At 36.8% G+C, this 26,417-nt stretch carries 22 protein-coding genes and 1 riboswitch; of the genes, 8 read left to right on the top strand and 14 right to left on the bottom strand.

Going from position 1 to position 26,417, the window contains the following annotated elements; translation table 11 throughout:
- Positions 1-48 precede the first annotated feature (48 nt).
- The 3 genes from ACFJGY_RS03765 to ACFJGY_RS03755 form a co-directional block, all read right to left on the bottom strand.
- Entirely contained in the window at positions 49-2,157 is a 2,109-nt protein-coding gene (locus ACFJGY_RS03765) for a TonB-dependent receptor (protein ID WP_379968278.1), read from the bottom strand.
- A gap of 136 nt (positions 2,158-2,293) precedes the next feature.
- Positions 2,294-2,384, bottom strand: a riboswitch (TPP riboswitch).
- A gap of 26 nt (positions 2,385-2,410) precedes the next feature.
- On the bottom strand, positions 2,411-3,079 hold the full coding sequence (locus tag ACFJGY_RS03760) for a WG repeat-containing protein (protein WP_379968276.1): 669 nt from the start codon (positions 3,077-3,079) through the stop codon (positions 2,411-2,413).
- A 12-nt stretch (positions 3,080-3,091) separates the two neighbouring features.
- Positions 3,092-3,454 (bottom strand): DUF2752 domain-containing protein, encoded by a 363-nt coding sequence (locus ACFJGY_RS03755; RefSeq protein WP_379970097.1) that lies wholly within the window; start codon positions 3,452-3,454, stop codon positions 3,092-3,094.
- 336 nt (positions 3,455-3,790) lie between these two features.
- Between ACFJGY_RS03755 and ACFJGY_RS03750 the strand changes: the two genes are divergently transcribed.
- Together ACFJGY_RS03750 and ACFJGY_RS03745 are read left to right on the top strand one after the other, a co-directional pair.
- Positions 3,791-6,571, top strand: coding sequence for a bifunctional aconitate hydratase 2/2-methylisocitrate dehydratase (locus ACFJGY_RS03750; RefSeq protein ID WP_379968274.1), 2,781 nt, complete (start codon positions 3,791-3,793; stop codon positions 6,569-6,571).
- 320 nt (positions 6,572-6,891) lie between these two features.
- On the top strand, positions 6,892-9,171 hold the full coding sequence (locus ACFJGY_RS03745; RefSeq protein ID WP_379968272.1) for an aconitate hydratase: 2,280 nt from the start codon (positions 6,892-6,894) through the stop codon (positions 9,169-9,171).
- An 83-nt stretch (positions 9,172-9,254) separates the two neighbouring features.
- Here the strand turns inward: ACFJGY_RS03745 and ACFJGY_RS03740 are convergent, their stop codons facing one another.
- The 7 genes from ACFJGY_RS03740 to ACFJGY_RS03710 form a co-directional block, all read right to left on the bottom strand.
- Entirely contained in the window at positions 9,255-9,731 is a 477-nt protein-coding gene (locus ACFJGY_RS03740) for an Hsp20/alpha crystallin family protein (protein WP_379968270.1), read from the bottom strand.
- Positions 9,732-9,748: 17 nt separating this feature from the next.
- Complete coding sequence (locus ACFJGY_RS03735) at positions 9,749-10,039, bottom strand: hypothetical protein (protein WP_379968268.1); 291 nt, start codon at positions 10,037-10,039, stop codon at positions 9,749-9,751.
- Between the two features lie 169 nt (positions 10,040-10,208).
- The gene (locus ACFJGY_RS03730; protein ID WP_379968266.1) at positions 10,209-10,586 is read right to left on the bottom strand and encodes a hypothetical protein; all 378 of its coding nucleotides are present in this window, start codon (positions 10,584-10,586) and stop codon (positions 10,209-10,211) included.
- Positions 10,587-10,596: 10 nt separating this feature from the next.
- Positions 10,597-11,148 carry an RNA polymerase sigma factor gene (locus ACFJGY_RS03725; RefSeq protein WP_379968264.1) on the bottom strand — a complete coding sequence of 184 codons (552 nt, stop codon included), beginning with the start codon at positions 11,146-11,148 and terminating at the stop codon, positions 10,597-10,599.
- Between the two features lie 201 nt (positions 11,149-11,349).
- Positions 11,350-12,033, bottom strand: coding sequence for a LytR/AlgR family response regulator transcription factor (locus tag ACFJGY_RS03720; protein ID WP_379968262.1), 684 nt, complete (start codon positions 12,031-12,033; stop codon positions 11,350-11,352).
- Positions 12,034-13,050, bottom strand: a complete 1,017-nt coding sequence (locus tag ACFJGY_RS03715) for a sensor histidine kinase (RefSeq protein WP_379968260.1) — start codon at positions 13,048-13,050, stop codon at positions 12,034-12,036.
- Positions 13,047-13,394 carry a hypothetical protein gene (locus tag ACFJGY_RS03710; protein WP_379968258.1) on the bottom strand — a complete coding sequence of 116 codons (348 nt, stop codon included), beginning with the start codon at positions 13,392-13,394 and terminating at the stop codon, positions 13,047-13,049. Before ACFJGY_RS03710 ends, ACFJGY_RS03715 begins: the two co-directional genes overlap by 4 nt.
- A 178-nt stretch (positions 13,395-13,572) precedes the next feature.
- Between ACFJGY_RS03710 and ACFJGY_RS03705 the strand changes: the two genes are divergently transcribed.
- Positions 13,573-15,690 carry a TonB-dependent receptor domain-containing protein gene (locus ACFJGY_RS03705; protein WP_379968256.1) on the top strand — a complete coding sequence of 706 codons (2,118 nt, stop codon included), beginning with the start codon at positions 13,573-13,575 and terminating at the stop codon, positions 15,688-15,690.
- 129 nt (positions 15,691-15,819) lie between these two features.
- The gene (locus ACFJGY_RS03700; protein ID WP_379968254.1) at positions 15,820-17,976 is read left to right on the top strand and encodes an outer membrane beta-barrel protein; all 2,157 of its coding nucleotides are present in this window, start codon (positions 15,820-15,822) and stop codon (positions 17,974-17,976) included.
- Between the two features lie 5 nt (positions 17,977-17,981).
- Here ACFJGY_RS03700 and ACFJGY_RS03695 read toward each other — a convergent pair whose 3' ends face one another.
- The 4 genes from ACFJGY_RS03695 to ACFJGY_RS03680 all read right to left on the bottom strand — a co-directional run bounded on the left by ACFJGY_RS03695 (position 17,982) and on the right by ACFJGY_RS03680 (position 21,139).
- The gene (locus tag ACFJGY_RS03695; protein WP_379968252.1) at positions 17,982-18,674 is read right to left on the bottom strand and encodes an RluA family pseudouridine synthase; all 693 of its coding nucleotides are present in this window, start codon (positions 18,672-18,674) and stop codon (positions 17,982-17,984) included.
- Positions 18,674-19,522: an alpha/beta fold hydrolase gene (locus tag ACFJGY_RS03690; RefSeq protein WP_379968250.1), complete on the bottom strand. Its 849-nt coding sequence runs from the start codon at positions 19,520-19,522 to the stop codon at positions 18,674-18,676. Before ACFJGY_RS03690 ends, ACFJGY_RS03695 begins: the two co-directional genes overlap by 1 nt.
- Positions 19,503-20,318 (bottom strand): 3-methyl-2-oxobutanoate hydroxymethyltransferase, encoded by an 816-nt coding sequence (panB, locus tag ACFJGY_RS03685; protein WP_379968248.1) that lies wholly within the window; start codon positions 20,316-20,318, stop codon positions 19,503-19,505. The genes ACFJGY_RS03690 and panB overlap by 20 nt, the downstream gene beginning before the upstream one ends.
- A 107-nt stretch (positions 20,319-20,425) precedes the next feature.
- Positions 20,426-21,139 carry a Crp/Fnr family transcriptional regulator gene (locus ACFJGY_RS03680; RefSeq protein ID WP_379968246.1) on the bottom strand — a complete coding sequence of 238 codons (714 nt, stop codon included), beginning with the start codon at positions 21,137-21,139 and terminating at the stop codon, positions 20,426-20,428.
- 88 nt (positions 21,140-21,227) lie between these two features.
- Between ACFJGY_RS03680 and ACFJGY_RS03675 the strand changes: the two genes are divergently transcribed.
- From ACFJGY_RS03675 to ACFJGY_RS03660, 4 genes are all read left to right on the top strand, one after another.
- Positions 21,228-23,606: a heavy metal translocating P-type ATPase gene (locus ACFJGY_RS03675; protein WP_379968244.1), complete on the top strand. Its 2,379-nt coding sequence runs from the start codon at positions 21,228-21,230 to the stop codon at positions 23,604-23,606.
- Between the two features lie 111 nt (positions 23,607-23,717).
- Entirely contained in the window at positions 23,718-23,906 is a 189-nt protein-coding gene (ccoS, locus tag ACFJGY_RS03670; RefSeq protein WP_379968242.1) for a cbb3-type cytochrome oxidase assembly protein CcoS, read from the top strand.
- Positions 23,907-23,921: 15 nt separating this feature from the next.
- Positions 23,922-26,207, top strand: a complete 2,286-nt coding sequence (gene ccoN / locus ACFJGY_RS03665; protein WP_379968240.1) for a cytochrome-c oxidase, cbb3-type subunit I — start codon at positions 23,922-23,924, stop codon at positions 26,205-26,207.
- Between the two features lie 12 nt (positions 26,208-26,219).
- The gene (locus tag ACFJGY_RS03660; protein ID WP_379968238.1) at positions 26,220-26,417 is read left to right on the top strand and encodes a CcoQ/FixQ family Cbb3-type cytochrome c oxidase assembly chaperone; all 198 of its coding nucleotides are present in this window, start codon (positions 26,220-26,222) and stop codon (positions 26,415-26,417) included.

Below are 26,417 nucleotides of genomic sequence, written 5' to 3'. Positions count from 1 at the left end.
AAATATACCTTAAAATTATGTAACTTTCTGATTATCAGTATTAAAATTTTAATTTATCTTAATAGAAACACTAAAAATGAAGTTAATTCCTGCTTGTGAAAAGTAATACGGATCACCATAAATGTATCCATTATTGACATATTTAGCATTTGTGAAATTATTTAATAAGAATCTTAAAACAACTTCATTTTTTTTGAGAGGCAATTTGTAGGACATATTGAAATCCGGAACAAAATATGAATCCAACTGGTTCACCTGATTTCCGGAATTATCCAGATATTGTTTTCCAACATATTGAGCTGTAATTCCAAGATTGAAATTTTTAAACGGCGAATAAGTAACATTTCCATTAGCAATCACATCAGGTGAAAATGAGATATCCGTTTTACCATAATTCACCAGTCCTTCTTCTGTTTCTGCAATGAATTCCTTGTTTTTATTGGAACTCAAAGTCGTGTTTCCTGATAATTGTAATTTGTCCGTCAGTTTTGCCAAAATCCCTAATTCAATCCCTGCTCTTGTGCTTTTCCCGCTGTTCGTTCTGATAAACTCACCCACATTATTGATCTGTCCATTCAAAACCAGCTGGTTTTTATAATACATATAATAAGCATTTGCCGTGACCGCAACTTTCCCAAACTGCTGTTCCCAGCCAGCCTCTATATCATTAAGCTTTTCCGGTTTAGTGTCAGGATTTGCAAAAAGATCATCTCGATTCGGTTCCCGGTGAGCGTGTGCATAGGAAAGGAAAACTTTACCATTTTCTATATTATAACTGATGCCCGCTTTCGGATTGAAGAATGTCCATTTTTTGTCCAGATTTGCACCTTCATAATCACCTTCCTGCAAGATTTTGGTATTGTAATCTATATTTCTCAGTTGCAGATCTCCGAAAAATTCAAATTGATCCAGTTTATAAATTGCTTTTACAAAACCGGAGATTTCATTTTTCAAAGAACGATTTCTGTAATATTCGGACTCATTGATTTCCGGAAAGAAAACACCGGTTACATTGCCGTAATGTCTGCCGTAATACTGATTGGCAACAGCTCCTACATTAAGATCAAGATTTCCCAATTTCCCGTACAAAGTAGAAATCACACCGTAGAAATCATTATCAAGCCATTTTTTTCTGATGAAATCCGAATACTCTTCTTCTGCTCCATCAACTATTTGATTCGGTAAATTATATCTTGCAAAAGGATCACCTTGTTTGTAATTCTCGTACCAGCCTTTTCCCTTGGTATAATGCGCAGTTGTTTCAAGTTTCCATTTATCGGAAAATCTCTGGTTCCATAAGAGTTGGAAATGATTTTGTTTGTAATTGTCGGTTTCGTTTTTGTAAAAATCAACGATATTTTCCCAGTTCGCATCGTATATTGCTCCTGAGTAATTGAATCTCGGATTTGTTTCCCAGGTCGCTTTGTCAATTCCGTTCCAAGCCTGATATGTTTTTTCTTTACCTCCGAAAGCTAAAAGTCTCAGCTCTGTATTTTTTTCCTGAAACAACGCAGAAAAATTATAGGAATGAAGGTCAGAAAATGCTCTGTCAATATAGCCATCTGAGTGAATGAAAGTATATCTTCCCATTACCGACAAACGGTTTTTCCAAAACTTTCCGGAGTTGACCTCAGCAGAATATTTGTAAGTGTTGAATGAGCCGTAAGAATCATCCGTTTTAACAGAAAAACTGTCCGATGGATCTTTGGAAATTACATTCACACTTGCACCAAAAGCCGAAACGCCATTAGAAGAACTCCCAACTCCTCGCTGGATCACGATTTGAGATGCAGAACTTGTTAAATCCGGAACGTCTACAAAGAAAGTTCCCTGAGATTCGGCATCATTATAAGGAACACCGTTCATCATTACATTAATACTTGTTCCGGCAGTTCCACGGATCCTGAATCCCGTGTAACCAACGCCATTTCCGGCATCGGAAGTAGAGATTACCGACATTTGGTTTTTCAAAAGAATCGGAAGATCCTGACCCAGATTTTTGTCCGCCAGATCTTTTTCGACATTAATGATTGATTTTGCAACCGGCGTTCGCTTAGTAAACTCTACAGCCTGGATGTTTGTAACTTGTACAGAATCTGTAGTTTGCGAAAAATAGAATGGAGCAACGAACACTCCTAAAAAAAGTAAACCTTTCATTCTTAAATAATTTTGATTGTTAAAATTTATTTAGAATAAAAGGGGCGACTATAGATATAATTGATAAGTGATAAAAGATGGAACGATCCTTATTTTTCACAAAAAATTGATAAAATCATTTATCAACTGTTATTAATCAATTATAATGATGTATCCCTAAACAGCATTATCTGTTCTAGGTTCATTGGGTATAATCTCAGCCTGTTACAGCACCCCTTAAATTTCTGAATGCGAAATTACAATTTTTTTTGAATTAATAGGCTTTATTATTTTTATCGACAAAAAAATAATCTTCCCCATCTCTGGAAACTTCAAAAAGCTTGACAGTTTTCCATGAGAAATTTGTTTTGATCTCGTTGTATATAAAAGGAATGACAATTTTGTTCTGCTTGTCAATAACCCCAAATTTATCATCTTTAACTGCTACGATCATTGGATTTTCTTTGTCGCTTTCCAGAATATACAGCATCTGATATTCCGGAAAGATATCAAAATCTTTATAATTTCCGGGATTGATATTCTCTTTGCTTACCAACCCGTACATTCCGTTTAATTTATAGGCTTTAAACTTCGAAGCCTCATAAGGCTGTGAACATTTTCCTAAGTCGGATTTTTTATACTGATAAACACGTTTTCCTTTTTTGTTGATCCGGTAAGAAATCTTGTTTTTTTCCACCGTTGCATAATTGGCAGAACCGAAAATTCTGGCATTTTTATTTGGCGAATTGATAAGATTACAATCTTCGGAAAAGAACATTGCGATGTGGTATTCCGGAGCGATCACCATTTTCCCATTTTGATCTATATATCCGGCTTTTCCGTTGATCTTCTGAGGAATTAATGAAGGCAGATAATCTTCCTTCATCTGACTAAAAGCTGTAAAAAAACAGCCTATAAAAATTAAGCTAAATATTATTTTCATCGTTTTTTCTTTTTATAAATGAGTTATAAAATCTTTATAAAATTCTGTGTTTTTCAACACCGAAAATACACAAACTATTATTATCACAGCAAAAACAAATAATTTGCTCGTCATAAAGTGACTAAGCCTAAGTTTTTGATTTTTAGAAAAACTGATCAGGATTGCAATGAGTAAAATCGGAATTAAAATAACAAAAAGCGGATTATATTTAAAAGCCTCTAACAGCCTGAAATGCAATAGTTCATGAAATGCTCTCTGAACTCCGCATCCGGCACATTCGTAACCTGTAATCAGCCTCAACGGACACTTCAGAAAAAATGAATTTTTGGAAGGATCTATAAAATAGTAAATACAGATAATGCACAAAAAAAACACACAAAAGACAATTTGTTTTTGGTAATTTTTAATTAAGTTTTTGATTTTTAACACTATAACATAAAGACTATTCGTTTTGTAATGTAAAAATTAATATGACACGAACAATTAATATAGAAAAAATATATGTAATTTATTCTGAATCTAAATTATTCTAATCGTTTAAAAGCGTATAATTTCGTAAATTTGTGCGGTTTTAAAAAGAAATAAACTCTTAATACCAAGACTTTTCACATAAGTCAACTTGCAACAAACAAATATGTTGGATTATACTTCATACAGATCAATTACGACTGTTTTATAAACCTACATTTAATTAAAAAAGAATTTCTATTTATGAATATTTATCAGGATTACATCCAAGAGATTGAAGAAAGAAAAAGCCAGGGTCTTCATCCGAAGCCTATTGACAATGCAGAATTATTAAGCGAGATCATTTCGCAGATCAAAGATTCAGACAATGCACACAGGGAAGACTCTCTTAACTTTTTTATTTACAACGTTTTACCGGGAACCACGAGTGCTGCCGGTGTCAAGGCGGAGTTTTTAAAGGAAATCATTCTTGGACAATCCGAAATAGTTGAAATTTCTCCGGCTTACGCTTTCGTATTATTATCTCATATGAAAGGCGGCCCTTCAATAAAAGCATTATTAGACCTTGCTTTAGGAAATGATAAAGACATCGCAAAAGAAGCTGCAGAAGTTCTAAAAACTCAGGTTTTTCTTTACGAAGCAGACACAGACCGTTTGAAAGAAGCTTTTCACAACGGAAACGAAATCGCTAAAGAACTTGTTGAAAGTTATGCTCAGGCTGAGTTTTTTACAAAACTTCCGGAAGCTCCGGAAGAAATCAAAGTGGTAACATATATCGCTGGCGAAGGCGATATCTCAACAGATTTATTGTCTCCGGGAAATCAGGCACACTCAAGATCTGACCGTGAACTTCACGGAAAATGTATGATGACACCGGAAGCTCAGGAAGAAATCAAAGCTTTGCAGGCACAACATCCTGACAAAAGTGTCATGCTGATCGCTGAAAAAGGAACAATGGGTGTTGGTTCATCCAGAATGTCCGGCGTAAACAATGTAGCGCTTTGGACAGGTAAACAAGCGAGTCCTTATATTCCATTTGTGAATTTTGCACCAATTGTTGGCGGAACAAACGGAATTTCTCCAATTTTCCTGACGACTGTTGACGTAACCGGCGGAATCGGAATAGATCTTCAAAACTGGGTGAAAAAACTGGATGCTGACGGAAATGTAATCCGAAATGAAAACAACGAACCAATCCTTGAAGAAGTTTATTCTGTAGCAACCGGCACTGTTCTTACTATTAATACGAAGACTAAAAAATTATACAACGGCGATCAGGAACTGAAAGATATTTCTAAATCTTTCACGCCTCAAAAAATGGAATTCATCAAAGCTGGTGGTTCTTACGCCATCGTTTTTGGTAAAAAACTACAAACCTGGGCTTCTAATCTTTTAGGAATTGAAATCCCAACTGTTTATGCCCCATCAAAAGAAATCACCAAAGAAGGTGTCGGCCTTACTGCTGTTGAAAAAATATTTAATAAAAATGCTGTTGGTTTAGCTCCAGGAAAAGTGTTACACGCTGGTTCAGACGTTCGTGTAGAAGTTAATATTGTTGGTTCTCAGGACACAACCGGTTTGATGACTGCTCAGGAATTGGAATCTATGGCAGCGACAGTTATTTCGCCAATCGTTGACGGTGCTTACCAATCCGGTTGTCACACTGCATCTGTTTGGGATAAAAAAGCGCAGGCTAATATTCCAAGATTGATGAAATTTATGAACGATTTCGGATTGATCACAGCACGTGACCCGAAAGGCGAATACCACGCCATGACAGACGTTATTCACAAAGTTCTTAATGACATTACGGTTGACGAATGGGCCATCATCATTGGAGGAGATTCTCACACGAGAATGTCCAAAGGTGTAGCTTTCGGTGCTGACTCAGGAACTGTTGCTCTTGCATTGGCAACTGGAGAAGCATCTATGCCAATCCCGGAATCTGTAAAAGTAACTTTCAAAGGTGATATGAAACCTCACATGGATTTCCGTGATGTGGTTCACGCAACTCAATTGCAGATGCTTCAGCAATTTGGAGGAGAAAATGTTTTCCAAGGTAGAATAATCGAGGTTCACATCGGAACACTTCCTGCGGATCAGGCATTTACATTTACCGACTGGACTGCAGAGATGAAAGCAAAAGCTTCAATCTGTATTTCCGAGGACGATACTTTGATCGAATCTCTGGAAATTGCGAAAGGCAGAATCCAGATTATGATCGACAAAGGAATGGATAATCATCTTAACGTTCTTCAAGGCTTAATTAATAAAGCAAACAAGAGAATCACTGAAATTAAATCCGGCGAAAAACCAGCTTTGACACCAGATTCTAATGCAAGCTATTATGCAGAAGTTGTAGTTGATCTTGATGCAATCTCAGAACCGATGATTGCCGATCCGGATGTAAACAACGAAGATGTTTCCAAAAGATATACACACGACACCATCAGAGACCTTACTTTCTACGGAGGTAACAAAAAAGTAGACCTAGGTTTCGTTGGATCTTGTATGGTTCACAAAGGCGATTTGAAAATAGTTTCTCAAATGTTGAGAAATATCGAAAAACAAAATGGTAAAGTGGAATTCAGTGCTCCTTTGGTTGTTGCTGCTCCAACTTACAACATTATCGATGAACTAAAAGCAGAAGGCGATTGGGAATTGCTCGAAAAATATTCCGGTTTCGAGTTTAATGACAATGCTCCGAAAGGTGCTGCTCGTACAGAGTATGAAAATATGATGTATCTCGAACGTCCAGGTTGTAACCTTTGTATGGGAAATCAGGAAAAAGCGGAAAAAGGAGATACTGTTTTAGCGACTTCTACCCGACTTTTCCAAGGAAGAGTGGTTGAAGATTCTGAACGTAAAAAAGGTGAATCTTTACTGGCTTCTACGCCGGTTGTTGTCCTTTCTGCAATTATGGGAAGAATTCCTAATATTGAAGAGTACAAAACGGCAGTTGAAGGTATTGACTTGACTAAATTTGCGCCACCGATTAAGGAATTGGTTGCAGTTGGTCATTAATAGAATTTACCGATAAGGCAGTCAAAAGACTATTTTAAAAATATATAATTGAAAGATCTTGGTCCATATGGATTCAGGATCTTTCATTTTTTGTTTAGAACATTTCCATATTAAACTGATGAAAATTATTTTAATTTAAATTTAAAATGCGAGACCCAAATTTTTCTTAACTTGATAGTTGTAAAATATGGTAATCATTCGTCATATTTATTTTGTTTTAGAGGCTGGAGGAACAAAATTTGATGAATAGCATTAGAAGAAATTTTCCCCATTAAATCAAGGAAAATCTAATTAACAAATAATAAAAATAAAATCGAGATATGACTTTTGACTTGGATATGATAAAAAAGGTTTATTCTGATTTCGAAACCAGAGTGAACGAAGCAAGAGCTTTTATGGGAAGACCTCTTACTTATTCCGAAAAAATTCTTTGCGCCCATTTGGATCCGAAGCAGGTAAAAGAATCTTTCAAACGTGGAGAATCTTATGTGGATTTTGCGCCGGACAGAGTTGCCATGCAGGATGCAACAGCACAAATGGCGCTTTTACAATTTATGCAGGCGGGTAAGAAAACGGTAGCTGTTCCTTCGACGGTTCACGCAGATCACCTGATCCAGGCCAGAGTCGGCGCAGCAAAAGATTTGATTGAAGCCGAGAATAAAAACAACGAGGTATATCAGTTCCTTCAATCGGTTTCTACCAAATATGGCATTGGATTCTGGAAAGCAGGAGCAGGAATTATTCATCAGGTTGTATTGGAAAATTATGCTTTCCCTGGCGGAATGATGATCGGAACCGATTCCCATACTGTGAATGCAGGCGGACTTGGAATGGTTGCCATCGGTGTTGGTGGAGCAGATGCAGTGGACGTAATGGCAGGAATGGCGTGGGAACTTAAATTCCCAAAAATGATTGGCGTAAAGTTAACCGGAAGATTAAACGGTTGGACTGCTGCAAAAGATGTGATCCTTAAAGTTGCCGGAATACTTACTGTAAAAGGCGGAACCGGAGCTATCGTAGAATATTTCGGAGAAGGTGCAGAATCACTTTCCTGTACAGGAAAAGGTACAATCTGTAATATGGGCGCAGAAGTTGGAGCTACAACTTCAATCTTCGCTTATGACAATAATATGAGCAAATACCTTCGCTCAACAGACAGAGAAGATCTTGCCAATGCAGCCGATGCGATAGCTCACGTTTTGAAAGCAGATCCGGAGGTACACGCAGAACCTCAAAAATATTATGATGAAGTGATCGAGATCAATCTTGATACTTTGGAACCTTATCTTAACGGGCCTTTCACTCCGGATTTGGCAACGCCAATTTCTCAAATGAAAGAAATTGCCGAGAAAAACGGCTGGCCAACAAAAATAGAAGTTGGATTGATCGGTTCTTGCACCAACTCTTCTTATGAAGATATCGCAAGAGCAGCTTCCGTTGCGAAACAAGCCAAAGAAAAAAACCTGGAAGTAAAATCAGAATACACCATCACACCTGGTTCTGAACAGGTAAGATTCACGGTCGAAAGAGACGGATTCCTGAAAACCTTTGACGAAATAGGCGGTAAAGTTTTCGCAAATGCCTGCGGACCGTGTATCGGACAATGGGCTCGTGAAGGTGCTGAGAGACAGGAGAAAAACACCATCGTTCACTCCTTCAACAGAAACTTCTCAAAAAGAGCGGATGGAAATCCAAACACTTATGCTTTTGTAGGTTCACCGGAATTGGTAACCGCTTTGGCAATTGCGGGAGATCTGACCTTCAATCCTTTAACAGATAAGCTTTTAAATAAAAATGGCGAAATGGTTCTTCTTGACGAACCAAATGGTGATGAACTTCCAAAACTTGGATTTGATGTGGACGATCCCGGCTATATTGCTCCAGCTGAAGATGGCTCAAAAGTAGAAGTTGTGGTATCTCCGACATCGGACAGACTGCAGTTATTAGAACCATTTGCACCTTGGGACGGTAAAAATATTACAGGAGCAAAACTTCTGATTAAAGCTTACGGTAAATGTACAACCGATCATATTTCTATGGCTGGACCATGGTTGAAATACAGAGGACACCTTGATAATATCTCCAACAATATGTTGATTGGTGCTGTTAATGCTTTCAATATGGAAACCAATAATGTTAAAAATGAATTGGACGGACAACATAAACCGGTTCCAGATTCTGCAAGACAATACAAAGCTGCCGGTATTCCTACAATAGTCGTTGGTGATGAAAATTATGGTGAAGGTTCTTCCAGAGAACATGCTGCGATGGAGCCGAGACATCTTGGAGTAAGAGCAGTTTTGGTAAAATCTTTCGCTCGTATCCACGAGACAAACCTTAAAAAACAAGGTATGCTGGGAATTACCTTTGCAAATAAAGAAGATTACGATAAAATTCAGGAAGATGATACGATTAATTTTCCGGATCTTGACCAATTTGCACCGGGTAAACAATTATCTCTGGAGTTTGTTCACGCAGATGGGACTAAAGATGTTATCCTTACAAACCACACTTACAATGCAGGACAAATTGGTTGGTTCAAAGCAGGATCTGCCCTTAACCTCATCAAACTAATGGAAAAAGAAGCTCAGAATTCTTAGTTCTAAATAACAGAAACGCCTCACAGATTTGTGAGGCGTTTTTCTTTGTTCGATTTCAAAAAACCGAGTTTTATTGAAGTTTATTAATTGACATCAACTTTCTGTTCCGGTTTATTTTTCTCCGGATTTTTTGGCAAAGTCACTTTCAGGATTCCGTCTTCATAAGCGGCGGAGATGTTGTCTGCTAATACTTTTTCTGTCAGCTGAAAACTGCGTTCAAATGACTTGGCGTAAAACTCCTGATAGATAAATTTGACATCTTTGCTTTCTTCTTTTTCAGTATAAGAAACCGTAAGCACATTATCTTTTACTGCAAGTTTGAAAAGTGTTTTGTCCAATCCTGCAGCGAAAAGCTGGAGAGTAAAAGAATCCTCATTTTCGGAAATATTCACCGGTTTGTGAGTGCTTATTTTCTGTGCAAAAATCTCTTTTAGAGGATGATTGCTGGTCATAAAATGCTCTTTGAATTTTCTTCCGAAACCTCTCTCGAAGTTGTTGCCGCATTTGTCGAATTTCTGATTGAAATGGTCTTGTCTTGTTTTATTGTCTTGTTGAAACATTGTTTTAAATTTTTTGATTAGTTAATTGGGATAATGGCTAAGTTTTCTGTTTTCATTTGTGGAAAACCCGCGTTTACTGGTCTTTCATATCTTCTTTTTGAAGGGATGAAATCCTCTCTGTAATTTTCATACGGTAACATTCTTCTTTGTTTCTTACCAATCATTTTGGCAACTAAAGTTCCGACTCCGGCTAACACCAAACCTGCTAAAAGAATTTTGAAGATCATACCCAAGACAAAAACTGCGATACCTGCAACGACTGTAAGTCCTAATAATTTTGGCAATATAAACTGCATTTTGTTTTTCATTATTTCTAAATTTAATATTAATACTTAAAGGCTTTTTATATAATATTTTAGCGCCTTTTTATACGAAGACGCATACAATTTTAATTTACTTTAAATATTTTAAATATTTTTTACAAATTTTGAATAATAGCCAAAAAAAACGCTTCACAAGTTGTGAAGCGTTCTTAATTTATATTTTATTTTCGCCAGGTTGAGGTTCTTGTCTGCAAAACTTTGACTCAAATCTCTGTTTCCACATTTCCTTCATTTTTTCTCTTTCTTCATCCGTTCCGCAAAATCTGGATTCGAGTTTCTGTTTCCACATTTCACGGTCGTCATTACCCCAATTATTTTTTCTTTTGAATTTCTCTTTGGCATTGGCCAATCCTCCGAATAGTATTTTTGATATTAATAAAATCCCAAGCGATTGCCAGTAAGTAATCGCTTTTACATCTAAAACATCAGGCAAAACAATATTCCAAAGCCATTGGAAAAACCAAATAAACAATCCGATTGCAGCAATGATGCAGGGGAATGCTAACCAAAATTTCTTTTTATGTTTGTTCATGATTTTTATATTAATTTTTCAAGTCGTTGTAAAGTCTCTGCATTCTTTTTCGCAGATGTTTTACCGCGTATGATTTTCTGCTGATAATTGTTTTTATGTTTTCGCCCTCTTCGTCCGCAATTTCCTGCAGCGTTTTATCCTCCAGCTCGTTTTGAATATACACTCTTTTCTGCTTTTCCGGCAGCTCATCCAGCGCCTTCATCAGCTCGTCCCAGAACATATCTTTGAACATTGCAATTTCGGGATTGTTGCTGTCATCTGCAAGGAGAATATCTTTCACATTTAGTTCACCGTCTTCGTCCTGATAGACAAAGTCTTCCAGAGATTCTGTTTTCTTCTTTCGATAACTGTCGATGATTTTATTTCTTGTCACTGAATAGAGCCAGGCTCCGACATTTTCCAACTCATTAAGGTTGGTCAATCGGCTGGTTTGAAACCATACTTCCTGTAAAATATCTTCGGCATCCTCAGTTTTTGCCACTTTAGAATTGATAAAGCGCAAGAGCTGAGAGCCGTAATTTTTTACGACCTCTGTGATAGAGACAGATTTGGTTTCGGTCATTTGCTGTAAAGATAGCGAGTTCATATGAATATGACGACACTCGTAATTTTTTACTTTAAAGTTTTATAAAATTATTTATAATGTTTTAAAAATTCCCGCAGATTTGAAAGATTTGCAGATCAAACAATTAAAATAAATCTGCCTGATCACCGAGAAAATTATTCTGTTAATTAAAAAAATAATTAAAACTTAAAATCTACTTTATTTCAGCTTCAGGAGAAACTCAGATTTGTATGTTTCGCCAACCGGGATTTCTTTCCCAGAATTAAGGAAAATATTCTTCACATCAATCTTTTCAATTTTATCAATATTAATAATGAAAGATTTGTGAACTCTGACAAAGTTTTCCGGCAATTGATTCTCCAGAGATTTTAAAGTGTCGAGAACGATATATTCCTGATTTTCGGTTTTGATATTGACATAATCTTTGATGCTTTCTATATAAAGAATATCACTGAAATTAATACGGTGCTGCCGTCCGGAAGACTTTACGAAGAAATAAGAAATCTCTGAATCTTCCTTTGAAGGAAATCTTTCCTGAGCCTTCAGAATACTTTTGTTGAACCGGTCAAAGGAAATTGGTTTCAGAAGATAATCGATGACGTTGTGTTCGTAACCTTCGAGCGCATATTCCGAATAAGCTGTTGTGAGAATATATTTGAATTTGTCACCTGCGATTTTCATAAAATTGATGCCCGACAATTCCGGCATTTGGATATCCAGAAAGATGAGATCCGCTTCGTTTTTCTGAATAAATTCTAAAGCCAGAATCGGATTATCGGAAGAAAAAACCAATTCCAGAAAGGGGATTTTCAGAATATAATTTTCCAAAAGCTGGATTGCCAAAGGTTCGTCATCTACAACAATGCATTTTATCTTTCTCATTTATTTCAAATCAATTTTCAAATCTACAGAATATTCGGTTTCAGTTTCGCTGATGTTCAGTTCGTGTTTTTTTGGATAAAGGATTTCCAGCCTTTTTTTCACATTATCGATTCCAATTCCGGATAGAGAATCTTTGGACCTTATTTTTTTAAAGTTCTGAAGATGGAATTTTAAAGTTTGATTGTCATCAGAAATATTCAAAACAAAGCCTTTCCCATTGAAATCTGCATGTTTGAAAGCATTTTCCACAAACGGAATCAGCAGCATTGGCGAAATATTCAGGTTTTGATTACTAATTTTTTTTTCAACGATAAGTAATTCCGGATTTTTGAGTCTGAGTTTTTCCAGTTCTATAAGGCTTTCCAGATAGCCAATTTCTTTTTCCAGCGGGATAAAATCTTTTTCTAAATCCTTGGTACTGTATCTTAACAGCTGACTCAGTTCTTCAATCGCGGGCAAAGCTTTTTCCGATTTCTGATAAACAAGAGAATAGATATTGTTGAGTGTATTGAAAATAAAATGCGGATTGATCTGCGTCTTCAAAGCCTGGATTCTCGCCTGATTTCTTTCCTGCTCCAGCTTTTGCCTTTCAGTTTCAATAACGCCGAATTTTTCCAAAAGCCACAATATTCCTGCGATGAATACATTGATACATCCATAATATATGTTATCAAAAAAGTAATAAGCCAAAGTTGTTCCCTGCCCATAATTTCTAAATCCAAAAGTGGCCGGCAGCAAAACTTCCTCCATCAGATATCTTAATGTAGCAAAGCAAAGAATCGACAGGAAAAAAGAAATAATTACCGTATAAACTTTTTCGGGTCTGAAAACTTTCGGGATAATCACCAGATAACAAATATAAAAGGTGCTGATACCTGCAAGAAAAAAAGTAAGACTTAAAACTTTACCCTGCAAATCATCTCCTCTGCCCAGAAAATATAAAGGGGTAATGACAGTTCCAAAAAAATTGAGACTCCAGTAAATGATTTGAAGCCAGATGATTTGTTTCTTTTTCATCGTAATTCTTTGTTGTTAATTAAAATAGGTCTTGAAGAAAAATAATGCAAATGTATTGAAACCGAATCTGAATTTGGATTTTCCATTATCAATCTGCTCTTTTTTGGTAATCTATAATTGAGTTGAGAATTTGCGATGATTGTTTTCGGCATATTCAGTTCCGAAACCAGATTTACCGTTTCGTGAGAAAGATTTTTAATTTCTAAAGTTGCCGGCGCTTTTAGCTTTTGTAAAATAATACTATCTCCCGGCGCTATTGTCACCGTTTTCCAGACATCTACCCGATGTGTTCCTATGCAGGACATGATTGATATTAAAATCAAAATGAGAGTTACTTTTTTCATATTCCAAAAATAGGCACAGCAAAAACATCCAGAACATCAAAATCTATGAACGCCCGTTTTTTACCGATGAAAATAATTTGGTCGGATTAAAACCTCATCAAATCTAAACACTATTTCAAGGGAAAGACTTTGAAAATACATTTGCATTAAGATTTTTTACAACTATTAAAATAAACTTATGAAACTGAAATATCTAATTATCGCCACACTTTTCTCGACAGCCACTTTTGCCCAAACCAAAAAAGACAGTTTGAAGGAAATTGAACAAGTCAATATATTAGTGAAGAAAAAACTGCTTGAAAGAAAAGCCGACAGATTAATCTTCAATGTAGATGCATCAATCGCTTCACAAGGAATGGATGCAGGCGAAACTCTGGCAAATGTTCCGATGCTGAAAGTGGATGAGAATCTTGGCACAATTTCTATCACAGGAAAAAGTACTGTAAACGTAATGATCAACGGCAGAATGCTGAACATATCCGGAACTGCACTTTTGAACTATCTGAAAACAATACGCTCGGAAAATATCTCGAAAATCGAAGTCATTACAACGCCTCCGGCAAAATATGAAGCTCAGGGAAACAGCGGACTCATCAATATTATTCTGAAGAAAAATCCGAATCTTGGATTCAGCGGAAATATTAATTCTAATCTTATTCAAAGAAGTTATTCCGGTTTTGGAAATAATGCGACGCTTAATTATCAGACAGAAAAATTCAGCAGCAGTCTGAAAATGACTTATTACGACTCTGCCAAACGTTCTTCGGAAAGATATACAATTCTCGGTGCTTCCCAAAACTACAGCAATTCTGTACGAAAAGATATGTGGAAAGAGCTGACGCCAAACCTTAGTCTTTCATATAAAATCAATAAAAATTCTGAAGTCGGAATGGAATATATCTTCGCCAATCAGAAATCCGGAATGGACATTGTAAACAAAACCAAAAATATCAGTTCTGACCTTAAGGAAGAAAACCTGCTGACCAATACTTTTCACAGAGAGAAGCTCCCGACACATACTTTCAGTACGTATTACGATTTGAAACTGGATTCGCTTGGGAAAAAGCTGAGCATTTCCGGCAATTTCTATAAAAACAATAACGACACGGAAGTTAATTTTTCCACTTTAGCACTTTCTGATAATTCCTTACAGAATGTGAAGACTTTGTCCAAAATCACGCCTCAGGTTTTCTCTGCTCAGGCTGATCTGGAACTTCCATTTTTATTTGGAAAAATTGAAACCGGTGCGAAATTTAATCAGTTTAAAAATTCATCAGATCTGAAATATTTCAAACTGGAAGACAATCAATATCTGGAAGATCTGTCAAAGGCCAATCTCTTCGAATATCGGGAAGAAAATTATGCTGCTTATGCCAGTTTCGCAAAGAATTTCGGAGAAAACTGGGAAACGAAAGTGGGACTTCGTTATGAAAAAACATCTGCGGAAAGCCATACGCCAAGTGATAATTCCGGCAACAAATACAATTACGGACAATGGTTTCCTTCAGCTTATGTTTCTTATAAAAAGGATAAAAACGCATTCAGCTTTTCATATTCCAGAAGAATCAACCGCCCTAGTATGAGCAACTTAAACCCTTTCCGCTGGTACGAAAATCCGTATTCTTATTCCTCCGGAAATCCTTTGCTGACGCCAGCTTACATGAATAACTGGGAATTGGGCTACACTTATGACAACAAGTTTTCTGCAAGTATTTATTATCTGAAAATGAAAAATGCATTCGGGCAAATTGCTTATCTGGACGGAATTTCTCAAATCGGAACTTACCTGAATTATTACAATAATGATTCTTATGGTGTTAATTTGTCTTATACTGATACTTTTTTCAAATTCTGGGAAACGAGTATTTCTGCGAATGCCGCTTATCAGACTTCGGAAGTTTTTAATATTGATGCAGAAACTCAAAACGGACAGTCTTTCAGCTATTCGATCAATAATACTTTTATGCTGAACAAAAATAAAACGGTTTCATTATTCCTTAATTATAACCACGATCTGCCATACAAGAATGTGAATTACAGGTTCCATAGTTTCTATGAGATGACTTCCGGAATCAAGATCTCTTTGATGGAAAAACAGCTTCAAATCAATGCAACGGTGACAAATATTTTTGCCAAAAGATACAAAGGCGATATGTATTTTGAAGATAACAGCCAGCATTTTAATAATTACTGGGATGGGAGAAGTTTCCGATTGAGCGTGAACTATACTTTTGGGAACAAGAAAAAACAAATTAATAAAAAGAATATCAATTTTGAGGAGAAGAACAGGTTATAATATATGACTTCGGAATTTATCGCAAAGTTTTTGTAAAGAACAGAGATTTATCAACTTAAAATAATTTTGCGATTAAAGTTAATGTAACAATATCAAATACCATGAGTCTAATATTGTATAAACTAACCTATGAAAATCCAATCTACTCTTTTTGCAAGCCTTCTATTTTCCACCCAAATCTATTTTGCGCAGGAAACAAGAAAGGAGGAAACAAAAGAAAAACAGATCGAAGCTGTTACCATTACCAAAACTAAAAAAGCGGTAGAGCAGAAAGCGGACAGAACTATTTTTGATTTCTCGGAACAGCCTAATCTGAATTCCGGAACATTGATGGATGGTTTGAAAAAGCTTCCCGGTTTGGTTTCTACAGATGTGGCCGGAATGATGTATCAGGGAAAAATGCTTGAGGTCTTTATGGATGGGCGACCACTTAACATTTCCAGTAACGAGCTTACGGCTTTTCTTGAAGGGATGCCTGCCAACTCTGTCGAAAGAATAGAAGTGATTACCCAACCCGGCGCAGAGTTCCCGGCAACTTCCGGCGGAGCCATTCTCAACATTATCACAAGTAAAAATGCAAAAAGCTATCTTTCTGCAACTTACAGCGGAAGTTATGCCTTCAGCAATTATGATAAAGTAAGAAATAAAACCGTCAACAGCCTTAATCTGAATGCCACAAACAAATATTTTGGCTGGCAGGTTACTTTCGGACAAAACTATCGGGAAAATGCACAATGGAGCGAAGTTGACGACCTCTCAAAAAATTTCTCTGATAAAACAGGACGTGGCTATTTTGGCAACGCTGCAATGACTTTTGATCTGGGAGCAGACCGTTTGCTTTTAAATTATGAACTTAACAAAAATAATAATGATAATGTAGTTTCCAGCAACGGTTTTAGATTAGTAAACAACATTCTTTCGCCTGTAAATTCGGAAGATTTTGGAAAGACATTTACCAACAGAAATGATGCAACTATTACTTATCAAAAGAGATTTTCCGATAAAAATAAAAAGCTCGATTTTCAACTGAATTATAATAATTATAATACGGATTTTTCTCAAAACAGCTTTACCAATCCGTCCAACAATACGGCAAATGCTTCTAATCAGAATGTTTACAGTTTTAAGGTCGATTTTTCTCAGGCTTTGAAAATACTGGATGAAGGTAAAATAAGTATTGGCGGTTTGTACGAAAAACTGAATTTTGATACGGATAATAAAATCATCACCAATCTGGACTATCAGAGACAAACATCGTCTTTGTATGCAGAATTGCAGGCGAAACTGAAGAAATTTGATTTTATTTTGGGAGCACGGGGAGAGAATTATGACATCAGCGGAATCACGCGGGTTTTTGATAACAATGCTGTTGTTCAAAAAGATCTGACACCTTTTAACCAGTTCAGGATTTTTCCAAATGCAAGTGTTCAGTACAATTTTATGCAAAGCGTTTACTTCAGCTTTAATTATAACAAAAAAATCAGTCTTCCCAACATCACATTCCTGAATCCCAACAATACGGTTTTCAACAATCAAAACATCAATTACAGCGGAAACCCTTTCTTGCAGCCGACTATTTTTGACAATTTTGAGGTTAAAATTTCTGCTTTTGATTATGCCTATATCAGTTACAGCATCAGTTATTCTGATAACAATATTGCACAGCAGGTTGGGCGGAAAGACCTTCTGGTAACCAATACAAATATCAATATTCCAACGATGAGAATCCACAGCTTCAACGCCGGATTACCGGTTCCGTTTATGATTTTCACCAAAAGCCTTAGTGAAATGCTGAAGTTTGATTTCAATCCGGACAAGATCAATTTCCTTTACTTATTTACAAGTTATCAGAAGCACGAGATTCCGGCACTTAACAACAAAGGATTTTGGGTTTTTGGAGGAATGGCGCAGATTATTTTGCCGAAGGAAATAAAATTCACTGCCAATTACCGTCATATTACGAAAGGAAATTATTTCTATTTTGACGCGGTAAAACCATTTAACCAGTCTGTTGATCTTAATCTTACCAAAAAATTGATGAACGATCGTCTTACGATTACACTTTATGCAGACGATGTTTTTAATATGAATAGGAATACTTTCAATTCGGTACCGCCAAATGATCTGGATCCTGTCCTTCTGACAAGTAAAAATGATACGCGGAAATTCGGAATTTCATTTAATTATAAGATTCCGACCAAGAACAAACTGGCAAAAGTAGATCCCAATCTGATCAAAACAAATAATTCTGATTCTAGTTCAGGATTACTGAATCAAGACAAATAATTCGATTAACCTTCACAAGCTTTCCAAATCGCATCATTCTGAGGAACGGGCGCCGTGATTTCTATATTTTCTTTTGTAACAGGATGAATAAACTGAAGTCTTCTGGCGTGTAGAGAAATCCCGCCATCCGGATTGGAACGGGGCGCACCATATTTCAGATCGCCTTTTATCGGAACTCCGATTTTTGAAAGCTGGGCACGGATCTGATGATGTCTTCCGGTTTCCAGATCAATCTCCAGAAGCTGATAATTATCTAAGGTTTTGATTATTTGATAATTAAGAATAGATTCTTTTGCGCCTTCCGTTTGCTTTATGAAAACGGTGGCTTTGTTGGTTTTTTCGTTTTTTTGAAGATAATGAACCAATCTCTGAGATTTCGGGATCATTTCTTTAGCAACAATTGCCCAATAAGTCTTTTTGACTTCTCTATTTTTTACCATCTGTGTCAATCGGGAAAGCGCTTTGGAAGTCTTTGCATAGATCACCAAGCCAGAAGTTGGTCTGTCAATTCTATGAACCAAACCAAGAAAAACATTGCCGGGTTTATCATCTCTATTTTTAATGAAATCCTTGATCAATTCTAACAAAGACAAATCGCCTGTTTTATCGCCCTGAACGAGCTGTCCGGCTTTTTTGTTGATGACGAGAAGATGATTATCTTCATAAACGATTTGAGAAGAGGAAAATTCTTGAGACATTATTTATGTTGTTTAAAAAGCCATTCCGGAATCTTATCAATCAATTCAGCCGAAAGAATATTGTTGTGATATCGGTTTTTATATTCCCACAGAAAAACTTTTCCTTTAGGTTTCAATTCTTCAAAAAACCTGAAATTACTTTGAGGAAAATTATCTGTATCCAGACTTCCGTGGACTATCCAGATTGGGATTTTCTGAAGCTCATTAATCTTATCAAACTGTGAAATTCCTGAGATATTAATCGCAGCTGCAAACAGATCCGGTCTCTTGGAAATGGCATTAGAAGTTGTTGCGCCGCCCATTGAGAATCCCATGACATAGATTCTGTTTGGGTCTATATTTTCTTTAATAATTAAGGAATCAATTGATTTCAGAACAAGATCAAGATATTCATTAGATTCAGAAACTTTTACATTTCTGGTTTCATCAAGATGATAATTGGAGGAACGAACAGGAAATTGAGGTGATACAACATAAGCCTGATAGTTTTCCCGATTTTCCGGAAGCAGCCACATTTTCGACAAAATGCCCATTTGTGAGGTATTATTTGTTCCAACAGCACCAGAACCGTGAAAGACTAAAACCAAAGGATATTTTTTGATTGGATCCAAATTTTTTGGCTTTAATAATCTGAAATTGACTTCGGCATTCCCATTTTTAAATTTTCCAGGTTTGAAATCGGAATAATCTAAATTTTTGATTTCCTTAATTCTGGCAAGAGATTTCAGAGAATCTTTCTTATCGAAAATCTCAGTTCTTGTCCCGAATTTTGTCTGGTGACAAACACAGGAAATGATAGAAAATATCAGAAAAATATAAAATGAAAATTTAGTAACTTTCTTTATCATTCGGGAAATCAGAGCTTTTCACATCTTTTACATATTGAGAAACGGCGCCGGTAATTTCTGTGTAAAGATCCAGATATCTTCTCAGGAATTTTGGAGAAAAACCTTGATTCATCCCAACCATATCGTGATAAACCAAAACCTGTCCGTCACAGTCCTGTCCGGCTCCAATACCAATTGTCGGTATCGAAATACTTTCTGTCGCTTTCTTGGCAAGATCTGCCGGAATTTTCTCCAAAACGACAGCAAAACAGCCGAGTTCTTCCAGAAGTTTACAATCGGAAATCAATTTTTCTGCTTCTGCTTCTTCTTTTGCTCTTACTTTATAGGTTCCGAACTGATAGATACTTTGAGGCGTGAGTCCAAGATGTCCGCAAACAGGAATTCCTGCATTCACGATTTTTCTGATGGATTCTTCAATTTCTTTTCCGCCTTCGATTTTAATAGCGTGAGCGCCGCCTTCTTTCATCATTCTCACTGCAGATTCCAGGGCTTTTTCCGGATTACTCTGATAAGTCCCGAAAGGCAGATCCGCAACCACCAAAGCTCTTTCCACACCACGAACCACACATTGCGTATGATAAATCATTTGATCCAAGGTAATGGGCAAAGTTGTTTCAAAACCAGCCATTACGTTTGCTGCAGAATCACCGATCAAGATAGAATCTACACCGCCTGCATCTACCATTTTTGCAGTGGTGAAATCGTAAGCCGTCAGCATTGTGATTTTTTCCTTATCGAATTTCATTTTTCGTAAGGTTTCTGTGGTGATTTTTTTTATTTCGGAGTGTACAGACATGATTATGAATGATAAATGATAAGTGATAAATGATTAAAAAATGACGATGACTGATGAAAAATTTAGCATAAAGAATTGCAAATCCATTATCATTCATCGGTTATCATTTATATAACAACGTGACCCAATTTGATTAATTTGTCGCGGTTTAGGATTTTGATATTTCTGCCTTCGACGGAGATCAGATCATCTTGTTTGAATTCTGAGATTAATCGGATTGCGCTTTCTGTAGCGGTTCCAATTAAGTTGGCAATTTCTTCTCTCGTAAGTGAAATTTTGATAAAGCCTTCCGGATCTGTCCCAAGTTTTTGCTCCAAAAGGATCAGAATTTCTGCCAATCTTTCTCTTACTGTTTTTTGGGCAAGGAAAGTAACAGTATTTGCAGATTCTCCCAATTCGTAAGCAATTTTTTGAAGCATTGCGTAAGATAGTTTGGAATCAACTTCTAATAAATGAAGAAAAACATCGGAGGGTAAAAACTGAACTTTCAACGGTGTCATCGCTTCTGCTTTTGCCTGGAAATTTTCTCCACACAGCAAAGAACGATATCCAATCAGATCATTGTCTTTACAGAATCTCAGAATCTGATCTTTCCCGTAAACACCTGACTTAGAAAGTTTTGCCGTTCCTTTTTCGATAAAGTAAACTCCTTTCGGCGAATCACCATCATCGAAAACCACATCACCTTTTGAGAATTCCAAAACTTTTAAGGCTTTTTCATACACTTCAAAATCAGCGGAATTCAAACTTTCGCGCAAAGATTCCTTATTGAATGCTTTTGAGAAATTTTCTTCTATAACCAATTGTTGTTCAAGAGACATACCTATGACATTTATCAGCAAAAATAAGCTATTTTAGAACTACAATCAAACAATTTTCCGTAATTTTGCATTCCAATATCAGACATTTATGTCAGAACAATGTTTTCACTGTGGACAAGCAATTGACAAAGAGCAGATTTCTTTTGATCATAAGATATTTTGCTGTAACGGTTGCCAGTCGGTTTATGAAATCCTGAACGTCCATAATCTGGATAATTTCTACAACATCAACAAAAACTCCGGTGTACGGCCGAGCAATGAAAATAATGCTCAGTTCGATTACCTCGACACACCCGAGATCTATACCAAAGTTGTCGATTTTTCGGAGGGCGGAACGACTCTTGTCACTTTCAAAATACCTGTGATCCATTGTTCTTCCTGTATTTGGCTGTTGGAAAGCCTACATACAATCAATAAAAGCATCAACTATTCTCAGGTCAATTTTACCCGTAAAACGTTGCAGGTTTCCTTCAAAGATGACGAACTGAAATTAAGTGAACTCGCAAAGTTCCTGACTAACCTTGGTTATAAACCGGTCATCAACCTTGAGACAGCAGATAAAAAGCACGACACATTAGATAAAAGTCTTTTGATAAAACTCGCAATCGCAGGTTTTGCTTTCGGAAACGGAATGTTCTTCAGCTTCCCGGAGTATATCTCAGGAGATGATGTATGGTTCCATTCTTACAAACATCTGTTCCGGGTTCTGTTATTTTTGTTTGCAACAGCTGTAGTATTTTATTCGGCTTCAGATTATTATAAGTCCGCCTGGTACGGTTTGAAAAACAAAATAATCAATATAGACGTTCCCATTGTTTTAGGGATTTTTGTGCTTTATGGTAGAAGTATTTATGAAGTCGTAACAGATTATGGTCCAGGCTACTTTGATACACTTTGCGGCTTATTATTCTTTATGTTACTCGGAAAAACTTTCCAGAAAAGAACTTACAATACGCTTTCGTACGACCGGGATTACAAGTCTTTTTACCCGATTGCCGTAACGAAAGTTGATTTCGATGGAAAACAGGAGAATATTTTGCTTTCCGACCTGGCTGTTGGTGACAGGATTATGGTCAGAAATCAGGAAATCATCCCGGTAGATTCGGTTCTTATAAAAGGCGAAGGCAACATCGACAACAGTTTTATCACAGGAGAGTCTGCTCACGTTTCCAAAAAACCGGGCGACAAGATCTTTGCAGGCGGCAAGCAATCCGGATCTGTTCTGGAACTGGAAGTCATCAAAAGTGTGGATCAAAGTTATCTCACTCAACTTTGGAATAAAGAAGCTTTCAAAAAATTTGAAACAGGTCTTGACACAATGACCAATACGATCAGTAAGTATTTTACATTAATTATTCTAGGAATTACTTTGCTGGCAGGGATCTATTGGGCAAGAATTGATATGGAGAAAATGTTTCAGGTCGTATCTGCAATTCTTATTGTTGCCTGCCCTTGTGCTTTGGCACTCTCTGCTCCGTTTACTTTCGGACATATTATGAGAATTCTTGGTCGCAACAAGTTTTATGTAAAAGATACTCTGACGATAGAAAGACTGGCGAAAATTGACACATTAGTTTTTGATAAAACAGGAACCATAACTGAAAGCAAGAAATCCAGCATCAATTATATCGGAAATGAAATTGAGGATTTTGATTTAAGAAACATCAAATCGCTCCTTAAGAACTCCAATCATCCGCTTTCGAAATTACTTTATAATTACATCGAAGTGAATGATGATTATTTTGAAGTGGAAGATTTTGTAGAAATATCCGGAAAAGGCTATGAAGGAAAAGTACGCGGAACAATTTACAAAATCGGTTCTGCAGGCTTCACGGGAGAAAAATCACAGGATCTGGAAACCGCAGTTTACATCAAGAAAAATGAAACTTTCATTGGGAAATTCACATTCAAAAATGAATACCGAAGCAATCTTTCAGTGCTTTTCAGTCATTTAAAAAATTACAAAATCAACATTTTAAGCGGCGACAATCCTTCGGAAAAATCAATTCTTGAAAAACTGATTCCGAATGTTTCAGAAATGAAATTCAACCAAAATCCGGAAAACAAGCTGGACTTTATCAAAGAACTTCAGGACAAGGGACAAAAAGTAGCGATGCTCGGTGACGGATTGAATGATGCGGGCGCGCTGAAACAGAGTAATGTAGGTATCGCAATTTCGGACGACAGCAATTCCTTCACGCCTTCTTCCGACGTGATTATGAATGGAGAAAAAATCCCTGATCTGGACAAATTCCTGAAGCTTTCCAAGGATGCAATAACGATTGTAAAAATCACATTCATAATAAGTTTGTTTTATAATATTATCGGAGTCAGCTTTGCTGTTTCGGGACATATGCATCCTCTTTTTGCAGCTATTTTTATGCCTCTCAGCTCTGTAACGGTTGTAACATTTACGACACTTTCCACGTGGATCAGAAGTGCCAAATATTTTAAGATAAACATTTAGAACGCCCTTATTTAGAGCGATTATAAATTATCCATATTTGCTTCATTCTGACCAAAGTCAGTAATTTTCACTAAATTTGACGACTGTTTTTACCTTAAATTTGTCGCAGTTATGGAGATTCTCTATTTAATGATTATCTGCAGCGTTTCTTTAGCTGTTATTTTCCTGATTATTTTCATAATTGGAGCCAGAAAAGGACAGTTTGAAGACGACGAATCGCCTGCCGTCAGAATTTTATTTGACGACGAAGTGAAGACAGAAAAGGAGACAGACACTCCTGAAAAAAATGATAAAGAATAATTGCTATTTGTAGATATGGAAACACAAAAATTTAGTTATGACAACGGGATTGTTCGCGCTTTTCTTATTGCGACGGTCGTTTTCGGTTTATTAGGTTTTTTATTAGGACTGACGGCTGCGTTGTTACTATTTTATCCTGAATTACCAGAGTTTTTCCTGGGAACAGACGACCCGACAATCAGAACTTTGCGAAGCGAGGGAATGCAGGGATTGATCAATTCTCAAGGTGCATTTGGATTCGGGCGTATTAGAATGATGCACACGAGTACCGTAATTTTCGCTTTTGTGGGCAACAGTTTCTTTGCAGGATTTTACTATTCTATGCAGAGATTACTGAAAAGCAGAATGTGGAGCGATACTTTATCTTGGATGCATTTCTGGGGTTGGCAGCTGATGCTGGTAACAACTCTTATTACTTTCCTTATGGGAATTAATACCTCTAAAGAATACGCAGAACACGAGTGGCCGATTGATATTTTGATCACAGTGGTCTGGCTGATTTTTGGGTTCAATATGTTTGCTACAATCGCAGTTAGAAAAGTAAGACACTTATACGTGGCAATCTGGTTCTACATCGGAACCTGGGTTGCAGTTGCTATGCTCCATATATTCAACAACTTAGAAGTTCCTTTATCTTTCACCGGATGGAAATCCTATTCTGCTTATGCAGGTGTGAAAGATGCATTGGTACAATGGTGGTATGGTCATAATGCGGTTGCATTCTTCCTGACGACTCCGGTTCTAGGGATGATGTATTATTTCGTTCCGAAAGCGGCAGACAGACCGGTTTTCTCATACAAATTATCGATTATTCACTTCTGGTCGTTGATCTTTGTCTATATCTGGGCAGGTCCGCACCATTTACAATATACATCTTTACCGGCTTGGGCTCAGGCTGTAGGAACAGGTTTCTCAATTATGCTTATCGCACCATCTTGGGGAGGTATGCTAAACGGTCTATTGACTTTGAGAGGCGCTTGGGATAAGGTACGGGAAAATCCGGTTCTTAAATTCTTTGTTGTCGCTGTAACTTGTTATGGTATGGCAACATTTGAAGGACCACTTTTGGCAACTAAAACAGTTAACAAAGTAGGACACTTTACAGATTGGGTTATTGGTCACGTTCACTTAGGAGCGCTTGGATGGAACGGTTTTATGGCTTTTGGTGTTATCTATTACTTAGTTCCAATTATGTGGAGAACCAAACTCTGGTCTGTAAAATTAGCTAACTGGCATTTCTGGTTAGGAACTTTTGGAATTATTTTCTACGCAGTTCCTTTATATATTGCAGGATTTACACAAGGATTGATGTGGAAACAATTTAATCCGGACGGAACTTTGATGTACAAAAACTGGTTGGATACGGTAACTGCTATTCTTCCATTCTTTAAACTGAGATTCGTAGGAGGATTCTTATATTTCTCCGGAGCTATCCTTATGGTTGTTAACTTAGTTGCAACAGCAAGAAAAGGATCTTTCCAAAAAGAAGTTCCTGTAGAAGTTCCTGCATTGGCAAAAATCAACAAAGGAAGAAAAGAAGGTGAAACATTCCACTTATGGTTAGAAAGAACGCCACTATATTTATCAATTTTATCCTTTCTTGTAGTAGCAATTGGAGGATCTATGGAAATTCTTCCGACTATATTTATTAAAGATAATGTTCCTACGATCTCTGCGGTGAAACCATATTCGCCACTAGAATTAGAAGGTAGAGATCTATATATCAGAGAAGGCTGTAATGCCTGCCACTCTCAGATGATCCGCCCATTCCGTGATGAAGTTGTAAGATTCAACGGTAAAAACGGACAGTACTCAAAGGCGGGAGAATATATCTACGACAGACCATTCCTCTGGGGTTCTAAAAGAACTGGTCCGGATTTGCAGAGAGAAGGCGGCGCAAGACCAGATTCGTGGCACTTCAAACATATGTATAATCCAAGATCGACTTCCGCAGGTTCTATTATGCCTAGATTCCCTTGGTTGATAGAAAATACATTGGACAGAAGCAAAACAAAAGCTAAATTGGAATTGATGAAAAATACATTTGATGTTCCATATACAAAATCTCAGATCGACAGTATGGATACATGGATGGATCATCAGGCTAACGGTATTGTAAAAAATGTTTTTGCTGAAGCAGATGATGTGAAAAAATCTTTTCAAGAGGCTAAGGTCAACAAAGCCAAATCCGGAGAGAAATTTGTTCCGCTTGAGAAGAGAGAGATCGTTGCTTTAATATCTTATCTGCAAAGATTAGGAACCGATATCAAAACAACAGAAGTAAAAACGGCTAGTAATTAAATTTAAAATAAAATGATTCCGCAAAGTTTTAAAGACATCGTCTCCAATGTGGAAAATGCAGGTCTGTTTCAGACCATTGCAATGATCATCTTCATTTTATTCTTTGTTGTAATGGTTTATGTTGTGATCAACAGACCAAAAAAATATTATAACGAGGAAGAAAATGCTCCTTTGGAAAAAGATCACGAAGACGATAAATTTACTTTGTAA

Origin of the sequence: Epilithonimonas sp. UC225_85 (assembly GCF_042695135.1) — a bacterium.
In the GTDB taxonomy this organism is placed as follows: domain Bacteria; phylum Bacteroidota; class Bacteroidia; order Flavobacteriales; family Weeksellaceae; genus Epilithonimonas.
This window is presented reverse-complemented; position numbering and strand designations above follow the sequence as displayed.

Excerpts from the sequence above, each read along its gene's own strand:
- ACFJGY_RS03660 (WP_379968238.1), top strand. The coding sequence starts at position 26,220 with ATGATTCCGCAAAGTTTTAAAGACATCGTCTCCAATGTGGAAAATGCA.
- ACFJGY_RS03700 (WP_379968254.1), top strand. The coding sequence starts at position 15,820 with ATGAAAATCCAATCTACTCTTTTTGCAAGCCTTCTATTTTCCACCCAA.
- ACFJGY_RS03680 (WP_379968246.1), bottom strand. The coding sequence starts at position 21,139 with ATGTCTCTTGAACAACAATTGGTTATAGAAGAAAATTTCTCAAAAGCA.
- ACFJGY_RS03765 (WP_379968278.1), bottom strand. The coding sequence starts at position 2,157 with ATGAAAGGTTTACTTTTTTTAGGAGTGTTCGTTGCTCCATTCTATTTT.
- ACFJGY_RS03745 (WP_379968272.1), top strand. The coding sequence starts at position 6,892 with ATGACTTTTGACTTGGATATGATAAAAAAGGTTTATTCTGATTTCGAA.
- ACFJGY_RS03695 (WP_379968252.1), bottom strand. The coding sequence starts at position 18,674 with ATGTCTCAAGAATTTTCCTCTTCTCAAATCGTTTATGAAGATAATCAT.
- panB (WP_379968248.1), bottom strand. The coding sequence starts at position 20,318 with ATGTCTGTACACTCCGAAATAAAAAAAATCACCACAGAAACCTTACGA.
- ACFJGY_RS03750 (WP_379968274.1), top strand. The coding sequence starts at position 3,791 with ATGAATATTTATCAGGATTACATCCAAGAGATTGAAGAAAGAAAAAGC.
- ACFJGY_RS03725 (WP_379968264.1), bottom strand. The coding sequence starts at position 11,148 with ATGACCGAAACCAAATCTGTCTCTATCACAGAGGTCGTAAAAAATTAC.
- ACFJGY_RS03715 (WP_379968260.1), bottom strand. The coding sequence starts at position 13,050 with ATGAAAAAGAAACAAATCATCTGGCTTCAAATCATTTACTGGAGTCTC.
- ACFJGY_RS03675 (WP_379968244.1), top strand. The coding sequence starts at position 21,228 with ATGTCAGAACAATGTTTTCACTGTGGACAAGCAATTGACAAAGAGCAG.
- ACFJGY_RS03760 (WP_379968276.1), bottom strand. The coding sequence starts at position 3,079 with ATGAAAATAATATTTAGCTTAATTTTTATAGGCTGTTTTTTTACAGCT.
- ACFJGY_RS03730 (WP_379968266.1), bottom strand. The coding sequence starts at position 10,586 with ATGAACAAACATAAAAAGAAATTTTGGTTAGCATTCCCCTGCATCATT.
- ACFJGY_RS03735 (WP_379968268.1), bottom strand. The coding sequence starts at position 10,039 with ATGAAAAACAAAATGCAGTTTATATTGCCAAAATTATTAGGACTTACA.
- ACFJGY_RS03740 (WP_379968270.1), bottom strand. The coding sequence starts at position 9,731 with ATGTTTCAACAAGACAATAAAACAAGACAAGACCATTTCAATCAGAAA.
- ccoN (WP_379968240.1), top strand. The coding sequence starts at position 23,922 with ATGGAAACACAAAAATTTAGTTATGACAACGGGATTGTTCGCGCTTTT.
- ccoS (WP_379968242.1), top strand. The coding sequence starts at position 23,718 with ATGGAGATTCTCTATTTAATGATTATCTGCAGCGTTTCTTTAGCTGTT.
- ACFJGY_RS03710 (WP_379968258.1), bottom strand. The coding sequence starts at position 13,394 with ATGAAAAAAGTAACTCTCATTTTGATTTTAATATCAATCATGTCCTGC.
- ACFJGY_RS03690 (WP_379968250.1), bottom strand. The coding sequence starts at position 19,522 with ATGATAAAGAAAGTTACTAAATTTTCATTTTATATTTTTCTGATATTT.
- ACFJGY_RS03705 (WP_379968256.1), top strand. The coding sequence starts at position 13,573 with ATGAAACTGAAATATCTAATTATCGCCACACTTTTCTCGACAGCCACT.
- ACFJGY_RS03720 (WP_379968262.1), bottom strand. The coding sequence starts at position 12,033 with ATGAGAAAGATAAAATGCATTGTTGTAGATGACGAACCTTTGGCAATC.